General features: G+C 68.1%; 18 protein-coding genes. 8 read left to right on the top strand and 10 right to left on the bottom strand.

The window, feature by feature from the left end; translation table 11 throughout:
* The first annotated feature begins 13 nt into the window (after positions 1-13).
* On the top strand, positions 14-1,495 hold the full coding sequence (locus tag N177_RS16690; RefSeq protein ID WP_023433571.1) for an ArnT family glycosyltransferase: 1,482 nt from the start codon (positions 14-16) through the stop codon (positions 1,493-1,495).
* Complete coding sequence (locus N177_RS16685; protein WP_023433570.1) at positions 1,492-2,040, top strand: DUF4334 domain-containing protein; 549 nt, start codon at positions 1,492-1,494, stop codon at positions 2,038-2,040. Before N177_RS16690 ends, N177_RS16685 begins: the two co-directional genes overlap by 4 nt.
* Positions 2,041-2,056: 16 nt before the next feature.
* Here the strand turns inward: N177_RS16685 and N177_RS16680 are convergent, their stop codons facing one another.
* Complete coding sequence (locus N177_RS16680; protein ID WP_152527946.1) at positions 2,057-3,190, bottom strand: AEC family transporter; 1,134 nt, start codon at positions 3,188-3,190, stop codon at positions 2,057-2,059.
* A 122-nt stretch (positions 3,191-3,312) separates the two neighbouring features.
* On the opposite strand from N177_RS16680, the gene N177_RS16675 reads away from it, so the two are divergent.
* Both N177_RS16675 and N177_RS16670 read left to right on the top strand, forming a co-directional pair.
* A complete protein-coding gene (locus N177_RS16675) occupies positions 3,313-4,248 on the top strand; it encodes a dihydrodipicolinate synthase family protein (RefSeq protein ID WP_023433567.1) in 936 nt (311 codons plus the stop codon).
* A 3-nt stretch (positions 4,249-4,251) separates the two neighbouring features.
* Positions 4,252-5,040 carry an SDR family oxidoreductase gene (locus N177_RS16670; RefSeq protein ID WP_023433566.1) on the top strand — a complete coding sequence of 263 codons (789 nt, stop codon included), beginning with the start codon at positions 4,252-4,254 and terminating at the stop codon, positions 5,038-5,040.
* 10 nt (positions 5,041-5,050) lie between these two features.
* On the opposite strand, the gene N177_RS16665 is transcribed toward N177_RS16670, so the two are convergent.
* From N177_RS16665 to N177_RS16655, 3 genes are read right to left on the bottom strand one after another with little or no spacing between them, the layout of a single operon-like run.
* A complete protein-coding gene (locus N177_RS16665) occupies positions 5,051-6,256 on the bottom strand; it encodes an efflux RND transporter periplasmic adaptor subunit (RefSeq protein ID WP_023433565.1) in 1,206 nt (401 codons plus the stop codon).
* Between the two features lie 2 nt (positions 6,257-6,258).
* Positions 6,259-8,622: an ABC transporter permease gene (locus tag N177_RS16660; RefSeq protein ID WP_023433564.1), complete on the bottom strand. Its 2,364-nt coding sequence runs from the start codon at positions 8,620-8,622 to the stop codon at positions 6,259-6,261.
* 4 nt (positions 8,623-8,626) lie between these two features.
* Entirely contained in the window at positions 8,627-9,304 is a 678-nt protein-coding gene (locus tag N177_RS16655) for an ABC transporter ATP-binding protein (protein ID WP_040486090.1), read from the bottom strand.
* Between the two features lie 237 nt (positions 9,305-9,541).
* On the opposite strand from N177_RS16655, the gene trxC reads away from it, so the two are divergent.
* Both trxC and N177_RS16645 read left to right on the top strand, forming a co-directional pair.
* On the top strand, positions 9,542-9,988 hold the full coding sequence (trxC, locus tag N177_RS16650; RefSeq protein WP_040485967.1) for a thioredoxin TrxC: 447 nt from the start codon (positions 9,542-9,544) through the stop codon (positions 9,986-9,988).
* A 55-nt stretch (positions 9,989-10,043) separates the two neighbouring features.
* Entirely contained in the window at positions 10,044-10,277 is a 234-nt protein-coding gene (locus tag N177_RS16645) for a hypothetical protein (protein WP_023433561.1), read from the top strand.
* A gap of 49 nt (positions 10,278-10,326) precedes the next feature.
* On the opposite strand, the gene N177_RS16640 is transcribed toward N177_RS16645, so the two are convergent.
* The 4 genes from N177_RS16640 to N177_RS16625 form a co-directional block, all read right to left on the bottom strand.
* Positions 10,327-11,172, bottom strand: a complete 846-nt coding sequence (locus N177_RS16640) for an HTD2 family dehydratase (protein ID WP_023433560.1) — start codon at positions 11,170-11,172, stop codon at positions 10,327-10,329.
* A 129-nt stretch (positions 11,173-11,301) separates the two neighbouring features.
* Positions 11,302-12,795 (bottom strand): glycerol kinase GlpK, encoded by a 1,494-nt coding sequence (gene glpK / locus N177_RS16635; protein WP_040486089.1) that lies wholly within the window; start codon positions 12,793-12,795, stop codon positions 11,302-11,304.
* Positions 12,796-12,924: 129 nt separating this feature from the next.
* Positions 12,925-14,682, bottom strand: coding sequence for an ABC transporter substrate-binding protein (locus N177_RS16630; protein WP_040485966.1), 1,758 nt, complete (start codon positions 14,680-14,682; stop codon positions 12,925-12,927).
* Between the two features lie 70 nt (positions 14,683-14,752).
* Positions 14,753-15,037 carry a DUF2160 domain-containing protein gene (locus tag N177_RS16625; RefSeq protein ID WP_023433557.1) on the bottom strand — a complete coding sequence of 95 codons (285 nt, stop codon included), beginning with the start codon at positions 15,035-15,037 and terminating at the stop codon, positions 14,753-14,755.
* A gap of 68 nt (positions 15,038-15,105) precedes the next feature.
* On the opposite strand from N177_RS16625, the gene N177_RS16620 reads away from it, so the two are divergent.
* Entirely contained in the window at positions 15,106-15,342 is a 237-nt protein-coding gene (locus tag N177_RS16620) for a type II toxin-antitoxin system RelE family toxin (protein ID WP_023433556.1), read from the top strand.
* Between the two features lie 12 nt (positions 15,343-15,354).
* Complete coding sequence (locus N177_RS20730) at positions 15,355-15,711, top strand: helix-turn-helix transcriptional regulator (RefSeq protein WP_023433555.1); 357 nt, start codon at positions 15,355-15,357, stop codon at positions 15,709-15,711.
* Between the two features lie 3 nt (positions 15,712-15,714).
* Here the strand turns inward: N177_RS20730 and N177_RS16610 are convergent, their stop codons facing one another.
* Both N177_RS16610 and N177_RS16605 read right to left on the bottom strand, forming a co-directional pair.
* Entirely contained in the window at positions 15,715-16,521 is an 807-nt protein-coding gene (locus tag N177_RS16610) for a carbohydrate ABC transporter permease (RefSeq protein ID WP_040486087.1), read from the bottom strand.
* Positions 16,522-16,594: 73 nt separating this feature from the next.
* Positions 16,595-17,473, bottom strand: coding sequence for a carbohydrate ABC transporter permease (locus N177_RS16605; RefSeq protein ID WP_023433553.1), 879 nt, complete (start codon positions 17,471-17,473; stop codon positions 16,595-16,597).
* Position 17,474 lies beyond the last annotated feature (1 nt).

Below are 17,474 nucleotides of genomic sequence, written 5' to 3'. Positions count from 1 at the left end.
GAGTGAGACTAGCATGACACCCCACACGCTCGGTTCGCCCGGAGATGCGGGAAATCCGACCCGGCCGCTCCTGCCCTTGTGGGGCTGGAGCGCGGCGATAGGCGCGATCATGGCCGTCACGCTGCTGCGGCTCGTCGCCTTGCCCGTCAGTCCAAGCGAACTCGGCCCCGACGAGGCTCAATACTGGACGTGGTCGCGGGAACTCGCCTTCGGGTATTTCACGAAGCCGCCGCTCATAGCCTGGCTCATCCGCGCGGAGACGGAGATCTGCGGATCGGGCGCGGCCTGCGTCAGGATCGCGGCCCCGTTCCTGCACCTTGCGACGGCAGTGACGCTCGGGGCCCTGGGAAACCGCATCTACGGCCGATCGGTCGGCGCTTTGGCTGCTGTGATCTACGCGCTCATGCCTGGGGTGGCGGTGTCGTCTTTCCTGATGACGACGGACGTGCCTCTCCTCTTCCTCTGGAGCGTCGCGCTCTATGCGCTCGTCTGCCATGTCGAGAGGCCCGGATGGGCCAGCGCCATCGTCTTCGGGGTGGCTGCGGGCCTCGGCCTCAACGCGAAATACGCGATGATCTACCTCCCGGCGATGGCGGTTCTGGCGGCGGTTGCGCTCCCGGAGGTTCGTGCGGCGCTCGTGAGACGCTATTCGGCCCTGGCCGCGCTGATCATGCTCGCGCTCATCGCTCCGAATCTCTGGTGGAACGCCGCTCACGGCTTCGCGACCTTCTCGCATACCGGAGAGAACATCGGCTGGAGCATCTCGCGGCTCAACCCGGTCGGCGGCTTCGAGTTTCTCGCCGCCCAGTTCGGCGTCGCAGGCCCGGCCGTGATGGTCGCCCTCCTGGCCGCGCTGCTGGCCCACCGGCGGAGCAGCCGGCCGCGCACCGATCTCCTTCTGCTGTGGCTCTCCTGCCCGGTGCTGGCGGCGATCACCCTCCAGGGTTTCCTGTCCAGCGCCAATGCCAACTGGGGAGCCGCCGCCTACCCCGCGGGCGTCGTCGTCGCCTCGGCCATCATCGTCGACCGGAGCTGGCACGCCCTCAGGGTGGCCAACGTCGTGCTGTGTGGGCTCCTGGCCCTGGCGATCGCGGCTGGCGCGGCCTTCGTCGATCCGACATCCGTCTCCGGGCCGGCACGTCAGCTGCGGCAGCTCGGCGGCTGGTCTCAGACCGCCCGGGCGCTGGAGGAGGTGGCACGCGAGGAAGGGGCGAGGACACTTGTGATCAATGGCCGCAACTACACGGCCGGTTTCGTCTACGCCCTGCGCGAAGCGCCCATCGAGGTCCTGTCGTATTTTCCGGAGGGAACGGCGCCATCCCACCACTTCCACCTCGACCGGCCATGGCGGCCAGGCGACGGGGGCGCCGGGACGTTCCTTTTCGGTTTCGATCTCCCGACCGCGGAGAGGCTTGGCGCGCACCCTGTCGCCGACATTCAAGCCCCGCTCTATAACAACCACTCCCAGAGTATGACGGTCTACGCGCTGCCATGACGCCTCGAGCTCCCGACTGGCTCTGCCGGTGGCGAGAGGCGCCCCTCTCACCCGAGGAGGGGCTCGCTCTCTTCGACGCGCTGCCGGGCGTGCCCATTGCCTCGGCGATCGGGCGATGGCGCGGCGCCGGGCTCGGCAGCGGCAACCGCCTCGACGGGCTCCTCGAGGCCTTCGGGTGGCACGGCAAGGACTTGCGGACGGAAGATGACGTAGCGCCGCTGCTCTTCCGATCCTTCGGCGGCGGCATCCGCACTGTGGACCCTGCTCGCCTGCCCCTCGGGCTCGCGCTGCGGCTTCTCCCCGTGCTGCGCAATCCGCTCGCGCCGAGGCTCTTCCGCCTCTCGCTGCCTCTTCTGGCGACCTCGGCCCCTGCGGCACGCGTGCGCGTGGTCGAGCACCGGGCGGTGGCGAGTGCTGCGATGATCTACGACCGGCAGCCGATCATCGACCATTTCCGCCTGATCGACCGGGACAGGATGCTCGGCCTGATGGATCTGCGCGGCGTGCCGGAGCCGTTCTTCTTCCTGCTCGAACGGGAAGCCTGATCCTGGGCGCCACGCGCTATCTAACGGTCAGGGCCAGCACCGTCGTGATCGTGAAGAACCCGGCGACCGTGGCGAACATCAGGGCGGCGGCGCACATGCGGTCGAGGCCGAAGCGGCGCCCGAGAATGGGATAGACGCCGAGGGACGGAGCGCTCGCGATGATGATGCCGGCGATCTTGAGGTCGTCCGGCACATCGTCGACGAGAAGAAATCCCGCCGCCACCAGGACGGGATGGAGCACGAGCTTGGCGACGACGATCCACGCGACGTCGCCCGCAAGCTCCACCCGCTCGATCGCCGCGAGCGTGCCTCCCACGACGACCAGGGCGCATGGCACGGAGGCCTGCGCGAGCATGGCGAGCGCCGATGCGAGGGTGCCAGGCAACTCCACCTGGAAGACCGAGAGAGCCACACCGAGGATTATGGCGGCGATGAGAGGCGTCCTGGCGAACCGCAGAAGCGTTTGGCGCAGAACCTGGCGCCTGGAGCTGCCGTTCTGAGCCCCGGCCTCCGCGAGCGCCAGCGCGGTTGGGATGACCACGAGGTTCTCGATCAGCATCGCAAGCGGCAGCGCCGTCAGCGCTGCAGGCCCGACAGCCTGGGACGCCACGGGAAAGCCGACATAGGCGCTGTTGGAGGCGGAGCCGCCGAGCGCCGCGATGGCCGCGTGGGAGAGCGCACGGCGGAACAGAAGCCTCATGACCGCCAGCACCGCGATGAACGTGAGGACCGATGCCGCGCCGTAGACCAGGATGTAGCCGAGGCTGAAGGTCTCACTGAGCTCCTGCGCGAGGATCGCGTGCAGGATGAGCGCCGGCAGCGCGAAATAGAGGACGAAGGCGGCGAGACCTGCGATGTGCTGGTCGGTCAGTATCCCGCTCTTCACCGCGAAGAGTCCGAGGCCGATCAGCAGGAAGATGGGCAGCGTCAGCGACAGGAGGTCGGCCATGAGGACGAGGTTCGGCTCGAGCGATGGGTGTGCGGGGCGAGCGCCGGGCGGGCGCGTGAAGCCGTAGCGCGGCCGGCGTGATCGTGCCAGTGCGAAGACGCCGCTCCCGGTGGCGCGAGCGGGCGACACCGCAGCTGATTGCCCGCCGCCCCGCAGCCGGAAACCGAGCGCGACGCGCCCTCGCTCCAGCGATGCCGGCACCGGTGTCGACCGCTCCCCCTCTTGGCGTGAGGCTCCATGGGGGCTACAGCGACGGACATCTTGCGGCGGTGCCGGCACCGGCACGCCCACGGGATGGCAACGACCGGCTTCAGGGAGGCCAGATGGCACAACGGCTGATCGACCGCGACACGAGCGGCGTCTACATCATCTCCGCGACACCGTTCACCGAGAACGGAGCGGTCGACGAGGCGAGCACCGACCGTCTCGTCGACTTCTACCTCGACAGCGGCGTCAACGGCATGACGATCCTCGGCATCATGGGCGAGGCGAACAAGCTGACCGCCGAGGAATCGCGCGGCTTCGCGAGCCGCGTCCTCAAGCGCATCGACGGACGCATCCCCGTGATCGTCGGCGCGTCGGCGGCAGGCATCGACAACCTGAAGAGCTTCTCCCGCTTCGCCATGGACGAGGGCGCGGCCGGCATCATGGTGGCGCCGACGCCGGGCCCAGCGGTCGAGGACCGCATCATCGGCTACTTCCGGCAGGTGTGCGAGGCGCTGGGACCTGACGTTCCGATCTGCTTCCAGGACTTCCCGCTGACGACCGGCGTTCCGGTGTCCGTCGCCACGATCCTGACGCTCACGCGCGAGATGCCGCAGATCGTGATGCTGAAGCACGAGGACTGGCCGGGCCTCTCGAAGATCTCCGCCGTACGGGCGGGCTCGGGCACGGCCGAGACGCCCCGCATCTCGATCCTCTGCGGCAATGGCGGCCTGTTCCTGCCGCAGGAGCTCTCCCGCGGCGCCGACGGGGCCATGACGGGCTTCGCCTATCCGGAGATGCTCGTCCAGGTCGTCGAAGCCCACCGCGCGGGCGACCCCGACCGGGCGGAGGACATCTACGACGCCTACCTCCCCATCCTGCGCTACGAGCAGCAGCCGGGCTTCGGCCTCGCCGTGCGCAAGGAGATCCTGCGCCGGCGCGGCGCGATCGCATGCGCCCGGACCCGGGCACCCGGGCCGCGCCTGAACGACACCGACCAGGCGGAACTGACCCGCCTGATGGAGCGAACCGACCGGAAAGTGAAGGGACTCTAGCTCATGGATCTCCAGATCGAAGGCAAGCGCGCCCTCGTCCTCGCCTCCTCGAAGGGCCTCGGCCACGGCATCGCGCGGGCGCTCGCCGCCGAAGGTGCCAACGTGCTGCTCTGCGGCCGCAGCGCCGATGCTCTCGCGGCGAATGCCGGGGCCATCAATGCGGAAGGCCGCGGCACGGCCGACTGGGTCGAGGCCGACCTCGGCGACGAGGGCTTCGTCGACCGGATGCTCGACGCGGCCGACCAGAAGCTCGGCGGCATCGACATCCTCGTCAACAACACCGGCGGCCCTCCTCCGGGCGGTGCCGCCAACATGTCGGTCGACGAGCTGCAGAAGCAGTTCCCGATGATGGTCGCGCGGGTGATCGACCTGACGACCCGCGCCCTGCCGGGCATGCGCGAGAGGAAGTGGGGACGCATCCTCACCGTCGCCTCGTCGGGCGTCGTGCAGCCGATCCCGAACCTCGCTTTGTCGAACACGCTGCGCTCCGCGCTCGTCGGCTGGTCGAAGTCGCTCGCCAACGAGGTCGCGGCCGATGGCGTCACCTCGAACCTCCTCCTCCCGGGCCGCATCCACACCGCCCGGACGGACCAGCTCGACGAGGCGAACGCCAAGCGGACGGGCCAGTCGCGCGAGGAGGTGCGCGAGGCGGCCCTCGCCACGATTCCCGCCGGCCGCTACGGCAAGGTCGAGGAGTTCGCGGCCGTCGCCGCGTTCCTCGTCAGCGGCCCGGCGAGCTATGTGACCGGCAGCGTCATCCGCTGCGACGGCGGCTCCGTGAAGTCGGTCTGATCACGGCCGGCTACTCCTGGCGCGGCGCCACCTCGATGCCGTCCTCCACCCGGTCGCTCGGGTGGAGGATCACGAGGTCGCCCGCCTCTAGGCCCGAAAGAACCTGCGCGACCTGCGTGTTGCGGCGTCCGATCTCGACCCGCCGCAACCGGGCCTGCCCCTCCTCGACGACGAAGACCGCCCAGTCGGGCCCTGCGCGGAACAGCGCGCCGAGCGGCACGAGCAGGATGTCGTCGCCGGTCCAGACCACGATCTCGACATAGACCCGGAAACCGTGTCCGAGCCGCGCGTAGGTCTCGCGCGGCGCCTCGATGTCGAGGACCGCGTTGACCCGCTGCTCCTCGATGCCGAGGGCGGAGACCTTGGTGAAGGCGGCGGGATCTATGCGCCGGACCCGCGCCTCGAGCGGCTGCCCACCCCACTCGGTGATCGTCGCCCGTGCGCCCTGCTCGATACTCAGCGCCTGGTTCGAGAGAAGATCGACAACGATCTCGAGGTCCGAAGTACTGCCGATCTCCGCCAAGAGCTTGCCCGCCTGGATCACCTGCTCACTGTCGACGGGCAGGCTCAGGACCACCCCGCTCACCGGGGCCCGCACCTCGACGCAGCAGGTATCGCCGTTGGCGTACGTCTCGCGGCTGCCCGGCTGGATGAGCCGTGCCTCCGCGCTCCTGAGCTCGCTGCGGCGAAGCTCCAGGCTGGCCTCCGCCTCCCGCACCCCGGCCTTCGCCGTCTCGACGTCGAGCACGGCCTTCTCGAGTGCGCGAGCCGAGATCGTGCCGCTGCGGGAAAGACGCTGCGCCCGCTCGAGGTCGCCTTCGACCAGCCGGAGCTGGGCGTTCGCCCGCGAGAGCTCCGCCTCGGCATAGCCCACGCCGGCGCTGGCGGCGGAGACCGCCGCGCGCAACTCGCGTTCCGTCCGCACGTCGATGAACGGAGGGTCGGCCGGATGGATCGTGGTGATCAGCGTCTCGTCCCCCACCACCTCGTCCCCCACCTTCAAGGACGTGCGTGCGGCGCGTCCGGCGATGGGAGCCGAGACGCGGTAGACGTCGCGGATGCGCGTCTTGCCCTCCTCGCCGACACTCACCTGCATCTGCCCGCGAGCCAGCACCGCCGCGTCGACGGGAACGGGATCCGGACGAAGGCCCCAATAGACTGCTCCTCCGAGGCCGAGGACCAGGAGAAGCAGCAGAAGTCGTTTCAGCCATGCCATTGTCAGTCCCGCGTCTTGAGCACGCGAATGAGGTCGAGAGTGTCGACGCGGCGCCTGACCAGGAGGGCGGATGCGGTCGCGGCGGCCATGACCACGAGGCTCGCCACCGCGAAGGTGTCGCGTTCGACGACGAAGGGGACGCGGTAGAGGTCGCTCTCGAAGCCGGCGATGACCGCGTAGGCGAAGCCGTAGCCGAGTGCCCAGCCGAGGGGCTGTGCCAGTACCGTCACGATGGCGAGCTCGACGAGCAGCACGCGCGAAACCTCCCACCGGGTGAAGCCGAGGACGCGCAGGCCCGCGAGCTCGCGGGCGCGCTCCGAGAGCTGGATCCTCGCCGAATTGTAGACGACGCCGAAAGCGATGATGACCGAGAGGACGACGTAGACCGTCGTCATCACGAGCATGTTCTGCTCGATCGTCTCGCGGAATTTCAGCCGGGTCGCGTCGAGCAGCGCGACCGATCCCACGACCGGCGTCTCCTTCACGGCGGCATAGAGCGCGGACAGCTTCGCCTCGTCGATCGCGACGTGCATGCCGGAGACGCGCGGTCCCTCTCCGGTGAGCTTCCAGAGCGCCTCCAGGTTCATGAACACCATCAGGCCGAGATAGCTCTGGATGACCTCGGCGACCGGCACCCGGACCGAGCGCCTGTGCCCCTCGAGCAGCTCGACCTCGACGAGATCGCCACGCTGGACATCCAGTATCGCGGCAACGCGCTCGCTGAGGACGAGGCCGGTCTCGGGCAGCACCACGGGTTGGAGGTCGAGATCGAGCACGCGGCTCAGGTCCGTCGCCATCGGCTTGCCGGTGATCGCCAACCGCCGCTCCCGGTGACCGTGGCGCAGCAGGACGGGAACGGCCTGGAACGGCTCGGCCGCCATCACGCCCGGCAGCTGAAGCACCGCCTCCCGGACGGCCGGCGGCCGGGCATGGGCGAAGCTGATAGTCGCGTCCTGCCGGTCCGACTGGAAGAACAGCATGTCGACCATGAACTCCACCGAATCGAAGGAGAAGAGAGCCACAACCAGGAGCGAGACGGCGAGCGAGGTGCCGAGCGCGCTCAGCGCCGCGCGCAGCGGCCAGCGCCAGAGGTGGCGGAGCGCCATCACCGTGAGCTGCGAGAACAGCCCGAGGCGGCCGAATACGTCGAACGAGATGTGGTGGAAGACCGGGGGCGCGGGCGGCCGCATGGCGATCGCCGGCGGCAGGGCCACGGCACCGTGCACCGCCCTCAGCGCTCCCACCACGGCCGCCGCGATTCCGACCGCCCCTGCCGCCAGATAGGTGCCGACGCTCCACTGGAAGATGAGGAAGGGGAAGCTGTAGAACTCGCCGTAGAGCCTCGTCAGCCCCGCGCCGAGCCACGTGCCTGCGGCGAAGCCGACGACGACGCCCACGCAGGCGATGACGACGACGAGCTTCAGGTAGTGGACGCCGATCTGCAGCCCGGAATAGCCGAGCGCCTTCAGGAGCCCCACCTGCTCCCTCTCGAGCGCGATCAGCCGCGAGAGGATCATGTTGATCAGGTAGGCCGACACGAGCAGGAAGATCGGCGGGATGATGCGCGCCATCGCGAGGAGCTGCGTCAGTTCGCCGTCGAGGAAGGCGTGCGAGAGCTGGTCCTTCCGCCCATAGGCGCCCGTGCCGCCATAGGGTGCGAGGAGAAGGTCGAGCGCCGCGATGACGCTCTGCTCGTCCGCCCCGCGGAGCAGGCGAAGGCTCAGATCATCGAACGCGCCTTCCATGTCGAAGACGGAGCCGAGGGCCCTTCTCGACATGAAGAGGATGCCGAAATGCCGGTTGTCCGGAACGAGCGACCCCGGTCCGAGCGCGTAGACGTATTCGGGAGACAGAACCGTCCCGGTGATCGTCAAGGTGCGCTTCACCCCGTCCATGAGGGCGGAGATCGCGGAGCCCGGAGAAAGGCGGTTCTCCGTCGCGAAGTTCTCGTTGACCGCCACCTCGTCCGGCCGCCCCGGCTCGGGAAGGCGGCCCGTGCGGAGATAGAGTCGGTTCACCGACGGTTCGCCGTGGTCAGGCAGCGAGACGGCGATCGCGGTTGCCGGCGCCTCGAGCCCCGGCACGTCGAGAAGCACGCTCTCGACGACCCTGCCCTCGACGGCGGCGACTCCTTCGATGGCCGCGATACGCACTATGAGGCTGTCCGGCGCCCGCGTCGCGTGCGCGAAGACGTGGCCGAAGCGGTAGCGCTCGTAATACGCCTCGCGGGTCTCGTCGAGCGAGCGGTAGGCTCCCATCGCCAGCACGAGCGTGGCGACACCCGAGGCGAGGACGAGCGCGACGGCGAGCGCCTGCGCCCAGAGCCTCCCGAGGTCGCGTAGCACCTTGCGGTCGAGCGCCGTCATGGCGCTACCAGCTGATCTCGGAGGGGGACACGCGACTTTCGTTCTCGCGCATCTCGCTGATCCGCCCGTCGGCGAAGGTGAAGACGCGGTGCGCGATGGCCTGGATCGCCGCGTTGTGGGTGATGATCGCGGTTGCGGTGGCGAGCTCGGCGTTGATCGCCGAAAGCGCCTCGAGAACCCGGATCCCGGTCTGGGAGTCGAGAGCGCCTGTTGGCTCGTCGCAGAGAAGCACCTCCGGGCGCTTGGCGATGGCGCGGGCGATGGCGACGCGCTGCTGCTCGCCGCCGGACAGCTGGGCCGGGAAGTGATCCATCCGCGGCGCGAGGCCCACGCGCTCGAGCGCCTCCTCGGGCTTCATCGGCCGGCGCGCGATCTCCGTCACGAGCGCCACGTTCTCGAGCGCCGTCAGGCTCGGGATCAGGTTGTAGAACTGGAAGACGAAGCCGACATGGTCGCGGCGATAGAGGGTGAGCTGGCGCTCGCTGAAGGCGCTGAGTTCCCGGCCGCGGAAGCGGACCGTCCCTTCGCTCGGCTTGTCGAGGCCGCCCAGGATGTTGAGAAGCGTCGACTTTCCCGAGCCGGAGGGGCCGAGCAGCACCGTGAGCTCACCCTCGTAGAGCACGGCGTCGACCCCATTCAGCGCGCGGACCTCCACCTCTCCCGTGCGATAGAGCTTGCTCACGCCTTCGATCACGAAGACCGGCTGATGCGGACCGGACGCAGGGTCGAACCCGTCAGCCGCCGCCCCATCCATGTGCTTGCCCTCCCGAACCGACAAACAAGCTTAACCGGCCGCGCATCCTCTCCCAATGATGTGGCGCAACCGGCGCCGACCGCGAGACCGGTTGGGCTTGCCATCACTTTAGCGTAGCCTAATATCGATGGCGTCAGCCGGGATCCCGAAGAGGAGCGGAACAGGATGACTGGCGCCCATCACGTCGTGTGTCCCCATTGCGCGGGAGTGAACCGCATTCCCACCGGCCGGCCCGCCGGGGCCGCCCGCTGCGGAACATGCAAGGGGGCACTCTTCGATGGCCACCCGGCCGAGGCCGACGCACGGATGTTCAAGCGTCAGGTCGAGCGCAGCGGCGTTCCCGTTCTCGTCGACGCGTGGGCGCCCTGGTGTGGCCCCTGCCGGATGATGGCGCCGGCCTTCGCGGAGGCGGCACGCGTCCTCGAACCCGACGTGCGCCTCATCAAGCTCGACACGGAGAGCGAGCAGGCCCTCGCCGCACGCCTCTCCATCCGCTCGATCCCGACCCTTATCCTGTTCCGAGATGGCCGCGAGATCGATCGGATCTCGGGTGCCCTGCAGGCCCGGCAGATCGTCGACTGGACGCGACAGCGACTGGGCGTCGCCGCGTGACGACGGATCGGCCGACCTCGCCTCCCCCTGTAGAACGCCATCGCGGGACCGGTCGATGCAGTGGTGGTTGAGCGTTTTCTTCCTCGTGAACGGTGTTTGGGTGTCCGGCGACGACATCGATGGCTGGAGCTCCCGGGCCTATCCCACGGAAGACGCATGCCTCGAGCGCAAGAGCTTCGCGGAGCGCGAGTGCCGGGAGCACCCGCTCGAGCACTCCGCCATGTGGTACTGCTCGCCGGGCGCACCGATGAGCGAGCCGCCGGACGAGCTGAAGGGTTTGTCGTGCTGAGGCGCTGATCCCTCAGCCGGCACGTTCGGTGGTTCCTCACCCGGCGATCTTACGCCTCGACCACCGCACGCGCCGTCATCGCGAGGCCGACTTGCGCGTTTGTCGCCCAGAGCTCGGCCATGCCGTTCGCATCAGGTGGCGTGCCGTTCAGGTGCATCTCACTGCCGCAGAAGAGCGGAGAGACGGCCCGAAACTCGAATGAGCGGATGCGCGCCCGCGGCATCTTCCGCCGCAGGAGATCGAGCAGCAGCGTCGCCGTCAGCGGGCCGTGGACGACGAGGCCGGGATAACCTTCCACCTCCGTCACATAGGCGCCGTCATAGTGGATGCGGTGGCCGTTGAAGGTCAGCGCGGAGTAGCGGAACAGGAGCACCGGATCGGGAACGAGCGCGCGGTGCCATTCGCCGGTGCTCCGCCTCTCGGGCTCCGGCGCAGGGCCCTTGGGCGGCTCGCGATAGACGATGTCGTGCTCGTCGGTCACGAGGACCGGCCCGCCTGGCTCGCCGACCTCGTGGCGCACCGTGACGAAGACGAGGTCGCCGCCGCGGCCCGCCTTCTCGCTGATCGAGGAAATGGTCGAGCGCCGGTCGATCGGCCGGCCCACCGGCAGGTCGCCGTCGAAGGTCAGGCGGCTGCCGGCCCACATGCGGCGCGGCAGGTGGTCGATCGGAGGCAGGAAGCCGCCGCGCTTCGGATGGCCGTCCTCGCCCAGGAGCGACTGCCGCTCACGAGGCAGGAAGGCCAGCCAGTGGCCGAGCGGAGGCGCGGCCTCGCCAACCACCGGCTCCGCCTCGTCCCGGTCCAGCGTCGCGGACAGCCGCGCCACCGCGTCGGCGGAAATGGTGTCGCGGCGAGTTTCGTTACGCCCCACCCAGTCGTCGAAGCGCCCTGCCATGCTGCGTCCCCTCGCCGCGCTCCGTCGCCGCGGCTGTCTGCCGTACGACGGTCACTTCTTCGAGGAATACGCCGCTCGTCGGGTGCCGACCAGCCCCCGACGCCGCAAGAATGCCGGACCGTCGGAGGCTCACTCCGCTCGCGACAGCGTCCGCCGCACGGCGTCGCGCCAGCCGGAGAGCTTCCGGCTCCGCCGCTCCGCGTCGAACTCCGGCGTGAAGCGGCGATCGCGGCGCCACGCCTCCGCGAACTCGGCCTCCCGCGGCCAGACGCCCGCCTGCCGGCCTGCGAGCCAAGCCGCTCCGAGGGCGGTCGTCTCGAGGACCACCGGGCGGTCGACCGGGGCGTCCAGGAGGTCGGCGAGGCGCTGCATCGTCCAGTCGCTCGCCACCATGCCGCCGTCGACGCGCAGCACGGTCTGCCCGTCATGCGTCCAGTCGCGCTGCATCGCGTCGACGAGGTCGACGGTCTGGAAGCAGACGGATTCGAGCGCGGCCATGGCGAGTTCCTCGGGCCCGGTCGCCCTGGAGAGACCGAACATCGCGCCGCGGGCGTCGGCGTCCCACCAGGGCGCGCCGAGGCCGGTGAAGGCCGGCACCAGGAAGACCTCCTGGGTCTCGTCGGCGCGCGCGGCGAGCTGGCCCGACTGCTCGGCCCGATCGATCAGCTTCAGCTCGTCGCGCAGCCACTGGACGGTCGCGCCGGCCACGAAGATAGAGCCTTCGAGCGCGTATGTGGTCTGGCCGTCGAGCCGATAGGCGATCGTCGTCAGAAGCCGGTTCTGCGAGCGCACGAACTCATGGCCGGTGTTGAGGACGGCGAAGCAGCCCGTGCCGTAGGTCGATTTCACCATGCCCGGATAGAAGCACGCCTGCCCCACCGTCGCCGCCTGCTGATCGCCGGCAACGCCGCGTATCGGGATCGTGGCGCCGAAGATCTCGCGATCGGTCTCGCCGAACTCGGCCGCGGAATCGAGCACCTCCGGCAACATCGATCGCGGCACGCCGAGCATGCGCAGCAGCTCGTCGTCCCACCGATGCCCGCGAATGTCGAACATCAGGGTGCGCGAGGCGTTCGTGGCGTCGGTCACGTGGCGCTTGCCGCCCGTCAGGCGCCAGATCAGCCAGGTGTCGACGGTGCCGAACAGGAGATCGCCATTCTCCGCACGCGCCCGGGCGCCCTCGACGTTCTCGAGGATCCAGGCGACCTTGGTGCCCGAAAAGTAACTGTCGATGAGGAGCCCCGTCTTCTCGGCGACAATCTCCGCATAGCCGTCGGCGATCAGCCGGTCGCAGAGCCGGGCGGAGCGGCGATCCTGCCATACGATGGCGTTGTGGATCGGCTCGCCGGTGTGGCGATCCCAGACAAGGGCCGTCTCGCGCTGATTCGTGATGCCGAGCGCAGCGAGGTCTGCGGCCGATATCTTCGCCTCGGATAGTGCCTGGCGCACAGTGGCGACCGTCGTGCGCCACAGGTCCTCCGGATCGTGCTCGACCCACCCCGACTGGGGGAAATGCTGCGGGAACTCGAGCTGCCCCACCCCCACCGTACGGCAGTCGCCGTCGAACACGATGGCGCGCGAGGAGGTTGTGCCCTGGTCGATGGCGAGTACGAAGCGGCTCATCTGCCCTCCCTTGCCGTTCCTGCCGGTCGTCTTCACGCGACCCTCGTGACGTCCTCCCCTGCCGGAAAATTTGGCCAGAGCCCGAAGGCCCTGGCCATCTCCAGTCTGTTCCCGGGAGAGAGGTAGATCTCAGTTCGCGCTGGCCTTCTGCCCGTCGGCGGAAGACTCGCCCTGCCAGCTCTTCACCAGCTCGTCATAGGAGACGGTCTGCGGCTCTTCCTTCTCGTTCTCGATCTTGGGCTGGGGCGCGAGCGTGCCGTTCGCCTGTGCCTGCTCGACCCAGTACTCCATGTCGTGCTCGTCGTTGAGCTTCGGGCCGATGTCGCCCTGGATGCCGGCGCGCTCGAGGCGGGCGAGCACCTTCTCCTGCTCCTCGCAGAGCGAGTCCATGGCCTCCTGGGCGGTCTTCGCGCCCGACGAGGCGTCACCGATCGCCTGCCACCAGAGCTGGGCGAGCTTCGGGTAGTCGGGCACGTTCGTGCCGGTCGGGGTCCACTGCACGCGCGCGGGCGAGCGGTAGAACTCGACGAGGCCGCCGAGCTTCGGCGCGCGCTCGGTGAAGGAGTCGTGCTGAATCGAAGACTCGCGGATGAAGGTCAGGCCGACATGGCTCTTCTTCACATCGACCGTCTTCGAGGTCACGAACTGGGCATAGAGCCAGGCGGCCTTCGCCCGGTCGTCCGGGGTCGACTTCATCAGCGTCCAGGAGCCCGCGTCCTGGTAGCCGAGCTTCATGCCGTCCTTCCAGTAGACACCGTGCGGCGACGGGGCCATGCGCCACTTCGGGTTGCCCTCCTCGTCGACGACGGGAAGCCCGTCCTTCACCATGTCGGCGGTGAAGGCCGTGTACCAGAAGATCTGCTGGGCGATGGCGCCCTGCGCCGGCACCGGGCCGGACTCCGAGAAGGTCATGCCCTGCGCCTCCGGCGGCGCGTAGGCCTCCATCCAGTCGAGATACTTCTGGATCGAATAGACCGCCGCCGGGCCGTTCGTGTCGCCGCCGCGCGCGACGCAGGAGCCGACGGGCTGACTCTGCTCGTTCACGCGGATGCCCCACTCGTCGACCGGCACGCCGTTCGGGATGCCCACGTCGCCGTTGCCGGCCATGGAGAGCCACGCATCGGTGAAGCGCCAGCCGAGCGAGGGGTCCTTCTTGCCGTAGTCCATGTGGCCGTAGACCTTCTGGCCGTCGATCTCGCGGCCCGTGAAGAACTCGGCGATGTCCTCGTAGGCCGACCAGTTCACCGGCACGCCGAGGTCGTAGCCGTACTTCTCCTTGAAGTCGGCCTGGATCTCGGGGTCGTTGAACCAGTCGTAGCGGAACCAGTAGAGGTTCGCGAACTGCTGGTCGGGCAGCTGGTAGAGCTCGCCGTCCGGCGCCGTGGTGAACGACTTCCCGATGAAGTCGTCGATGTCGAGATTCGGGTTCGTGACGTCCGCGCCCTCGTTCTCCATCCAGTCGGTCAGGCTGCGCGCCTGCTGATAGCGCCAGTGCGTGCCGATCAGGTCGCTGTCGTTGATGTAGGCGTCGTAGATGTTCTCGCCCGACTGCATCTGCGTCTGCAGCTTCTCGACGACGTCGCCCTCGCCGATCAGGTCGTGCGTGATCTTGATGCCGGTGATCGCCGTGAAGGCCGGCGCTAGCACCTTCGACTCGTACTCGTGGGTCGTGATCGTTTCGGAGACGACGCGGATGTCCATGCCCTGGAAGGGCTCGGCCGCGTCGATGAACCACTGCATCTCCTGCTCCTGCTCCTCGCGGGACAGGCTGGAGAGATCGCCGATCTCCTCGTCGAGGAACCTCTTCGCCGCGTCCATGTCGGCGAAGGCGCTCGAGGACAGGGTGAGCGCGCAGATCGCCACCGTCCCCATAAGTGTCCTTTTCATCGAAGGTCCTCCCAAGTCGTTGTTGATCTTTGCCGGCCCGTCTGCCGCGGGTCCGACACCTCGTCCGCCCTCAGACCAGCCGGAAGACGCCGTAGGCGTAGGCCAGACAGAGGGCGAGAGCCCACCAGAGGCTCAGCTCCGTGAAGCCGAGCCATGCAAGACAGATGAAGGCCGAGCCGAGCAGCGAGATGAAGAGCCTGTCGCCGCGTGTCGTCTCGAAGCCCAGGATACCGTTTCTCGGGTGCCCGCCCGGCCGCGCGTATTCCCACACGCCCATGGTCGCGAGCAGCGCGAAGATCGTCAGGAAGAAGATCGCCGTCGGCCACGTCCAGGCCATCCAGGAGAGGTCGATCATGCTGGCCCCCCAATTGCAGAAATATGCGCCGTACCGTATCCTTGCCGCAGAGTCTTGCGGACCAGCGCATGAAGGTTATCTTCTCGAACGTGGCACGCCGGGGCCTCAAGCGCATGCCCGTGACCGACCGGGTAGCGATCGTTTCGAAGCTCGAACGGTTCGCGGCCGACGGTACGGGAGACGTGATCAAACTCGTCGGCGAGCCGAGGTTCCGCTTGCGACACGGCGTCTGGCGGGCCGTCTTCGAGCTTGTCGACGACGTCTATGTGGTCCGCATCGCACATCGAAAAGACATCTACCGTTGAGGGAGATCTCTCGTGAACGAGGCCGTCAATCTGAAGGGCGATCGGCTGATCGTCATGACCGAAGAAGAGTACCGCACCCTCGTCGAGGATGCGGGCGACATGGCCCTGGCCGAGCAGGCGAAAATCGAGGCCGAAGGCTCTCCCGGCATGCCGTCCGAACTCGTCATTGCGTCGCTCGACGGCCAGCTCCACCCCCTCGCCGCGTGGCGTAAGTCGGTGGGGCTCACCCAGGCGGCCCTCGCCGCCAAGGCGGGCGTCCGGCCGGCCAGCGTCAGCGACATCGAGAGCCGCAAGATCGACCCGCGCCTGTCGACGCTCAAGGCTCTCGCCGGCGCGCTCAATCTGGGTGTGGAAGACATCATCGACTGACATCTAGACCCTCCCCAGGGCGAAGCCCTTGGCGATGTAGTTGCGCACGAAATAGATCACGAGCGCGCCGGGGATGATCGTCAGCACGCCGGCTGCCGCCAGCACGCCCCAGTCGAGGCCCGACGCCGAGACGGTGCGCGTCATCGTCGCCGCGATCGGCTTCGCGTCCGTCGTCGTCAGCGTCCTGGCGATCAGGAGCTCGACCCAGGAGAACATGAAGCAGAAGAAGGCCGCGACGCCGATGCCGGACGCGATCAGCGGCATGAAGATCTTCGTGAAGAAGCGCGGGAACGAATAGCCGTCGATATAGGCGGTCTCGTCGATCTCCTTCGGGACGCCGGACATGAAGCCCTCGAGGATCCACACCGCCAGGGGCACGTTGAACAGGCAGTGCGCGATGGCGACGGCGATGTGCGTGTCGATCAGCCCGAAGGCCGAGTAGAGCTGGAAGAACGGCAGCACGAAGACGGCTGGCGGCGCCATGCGGTTCGTCAGGAGCCAGAAGAACAGGTGCTTGTCGCCGAGGAAGCGGTATCGCGAGAACGCGTAGGCCGCCGGCAGCGCGACCGCGACCGAGATCACCGTGTTGAGGACGACGTAGATGATCGAGTTGATGTAGCCGTTATACCAGGCCGGATCGGTGAAGATCACCCGGTAGTTGGCGAGGGTCGGGTTCTGCGGCCACAGCGTGAAGATCGACAGGATCTCCTGGTTCGTCTTGAAGCTCATGTTCACGAGCCAGTAGATCGGCAGCAGCAGAAAGATGATGTAGAGGGTCGGCACGATCCAGGAGAACCGGGCACGGCCCATGCTCCTCGTCCTGGTCGCCGGGCGCACCTGCGCCGCGGGCGCGGTCGTCGTCACGTCTGTCGCGGCCATGGCTCTAGCGCCCCGTCTCGCGGTCGCGGCCCGTCTGCGTCATCACGGTGTAGAAGACGTAGGACAGCGCGAGGATGATCAGGAAGTAGATGATCGACATCGCCGCCGCCGGCCCCAGGTCGAACTGGCCGATGGCCATCTTCACGAGGTCGATCGACAGGAACGTGGTCGTGTTTCCGGGGCCGCCGCCAGTGACGACGAAGGGCTCGGTATAGATCATGAAGGAATCCATGAAGCGCAGGAGCACGGCGATCAGCAGGACGTGCTTCAGCTTCGGCAGCTGGATGTAGCGGAAGACGGCCCAGCGCGAGGCCCCGTCGATCCGCGCGGCCTGGTAGTAGGCATCGGGAATGGAGACGAGGCCGGCGTAGCACAGGAGCACGACGAGGCTCGTCCAGTGCCACACGTCCATGACGATGACCGTGATCCAGGCGTGCAGCGGGTTCTGGGTGTAGTTGTAGTAGATGCCGAAATCCGCCAGCACGCGCCCGAGAAGGCCGATGTCGATGCGGCCGAAGACCTGCCAGATCGTGCCGACGACGTTCCATGGTATGAGCAGCGGCAGGGCCATCAGGACGAGACAGACCGGGACGCCGATCCCCTTGCGGGGCATGGCGAGCGCCACCGCGATGCCGAGCGGCACCTCGATCGCGAGGATGATGAAGGAGAAGACGAGGTTGCGCCCGAGGGCCGCCCAGAACCGCTCCGACTGTAGCGTCTCCTCGAACCACTCGGTCCCCGCCCAGAAGAAGACGTTGTTCCCGAACGTGTCCTGAACCGAGTAGTTGACGACGGTCATCAGGGGGATGATCGCCGAGAATGCCACGAGTACGATGACCGGCAGGACGAGGAACCAGGCCTTGTTGTTCCAGGGCTTTTCCATC

It is taken from the genome of Lutibaculum baratangense AMV1 (assembly GCF_000496075.1).
In the GTDB taxonomy this organism is placed as follows: Bacteria; Pseudomonadota; Alphaproteobacteria; order Rhizobiales; family Tepidamorphaceae; genus Lutibaculum; species Lutibaculum baratangense.
The sequence above is the reverse complement of the archived record's forward strand: the minus strand, read 5'-3'. Positions and strand labels throughout refer to the sequence as shown.

Coding starts and splice junctions, on each gene's coding strand:
- N177_RS16690 (WP_023433571.1), top strand. CDS start 14: ATGACACCCCACACGCTCGGTTCGCCCGGAGATGCGGGAAATCCGACC.
- N177_RS16685 (WP_023433570.1), top strand. CDS start 1,492: ATGACGCCTCGAGCTCCCGACTGGCTCTGCCGGTGGCGAGAGGCGCCC.
- N177_RS16675 (WP_023433567.1), top strand. CDS start 3,313: ATGGCACAACGGCTGATCGACCGCGACACGAGCGGCGTCTACATCATC.
- N177_RS16670 (WP_023433566.1), top strand. CDS start 4,252: ATGGATCTCCAGATCGAAGGCAAGCGCGCCCTCGTCCTCGCCTCCTCG.
- N177_RS16665 (WP_023433565.1), bottom strand. CDS start 6,256: ATGGCATGGCTGAAACGACTTCTGCTGCTTCTCCTGGTCCTCGGCCTC.
- N177_RS16660 (WP_023433564.1), bottom strand. CDS start 8,622: ATGACGGCGCTCGACCGCAAGGTGCTACGCGACCTCGGGAGGCTCTGG.
- trxC (WP_040485967.1), top strand. CDS start 9,542: ATGACTGGCGCCCATCACGTCGTGTGTCCCCATTGCGCGGGAGTGAAC.
- N177_RS16645 (WP_023433561.1), top strand. CDS start 10,044: ATGCAGTGGTGGTTGAGCGTTTTCTTCCTCGTGAACGGTGTTTGGGTG.
- N177_RS16640 (WP_023433560.1), bottom strand. CDS start 11,172: ATGGCAGGGCGCTTCGACGACTGGGTGGGGCGTAACGAAACTCGCCGC.
- glpK (WP_040486089.1), bottom strand. CDS start 12,795: ATGAGCCGCTTCGTACTCGCCATCGACCAGGGCACAACCTCCTCGCGC.
- N177_RS16630 (WP_040485966.1), bottom strand. CDS start 14,682: ATGAAAAGGACACTTATGGGGACGGTGGCGATCTGCGCGCTCACCCTG.
- N177_RS16625 (WP_023433557.1), bottom strand. CDS start 15,037: ATGATCGACCTCTCCTGGATGGCCTGGACGTGGCCGACGGCGATCTTC.
- N177_RS16620 (WP_023433556.1), top strand. CDS start 15,106: ATGAAGGTTATCTTCTCGAACGTGGCACGCCGGGGCCTCAAGCGCATG.
- N177_RS16610 (WP_040486087.1), bottom strand. CDS start 16,521: ATGGGCCGTGCCCGGTTCTCCTGGATCGTGCCGACCCTCTACATCATC.
- N177_RS16605 (WP_023433553.1), bottom strand. CDS start 17,473: ATGGAAAAGCCCTGGAACAACAAGGCCTGGTTCCTCGTCCTGCCGGTC.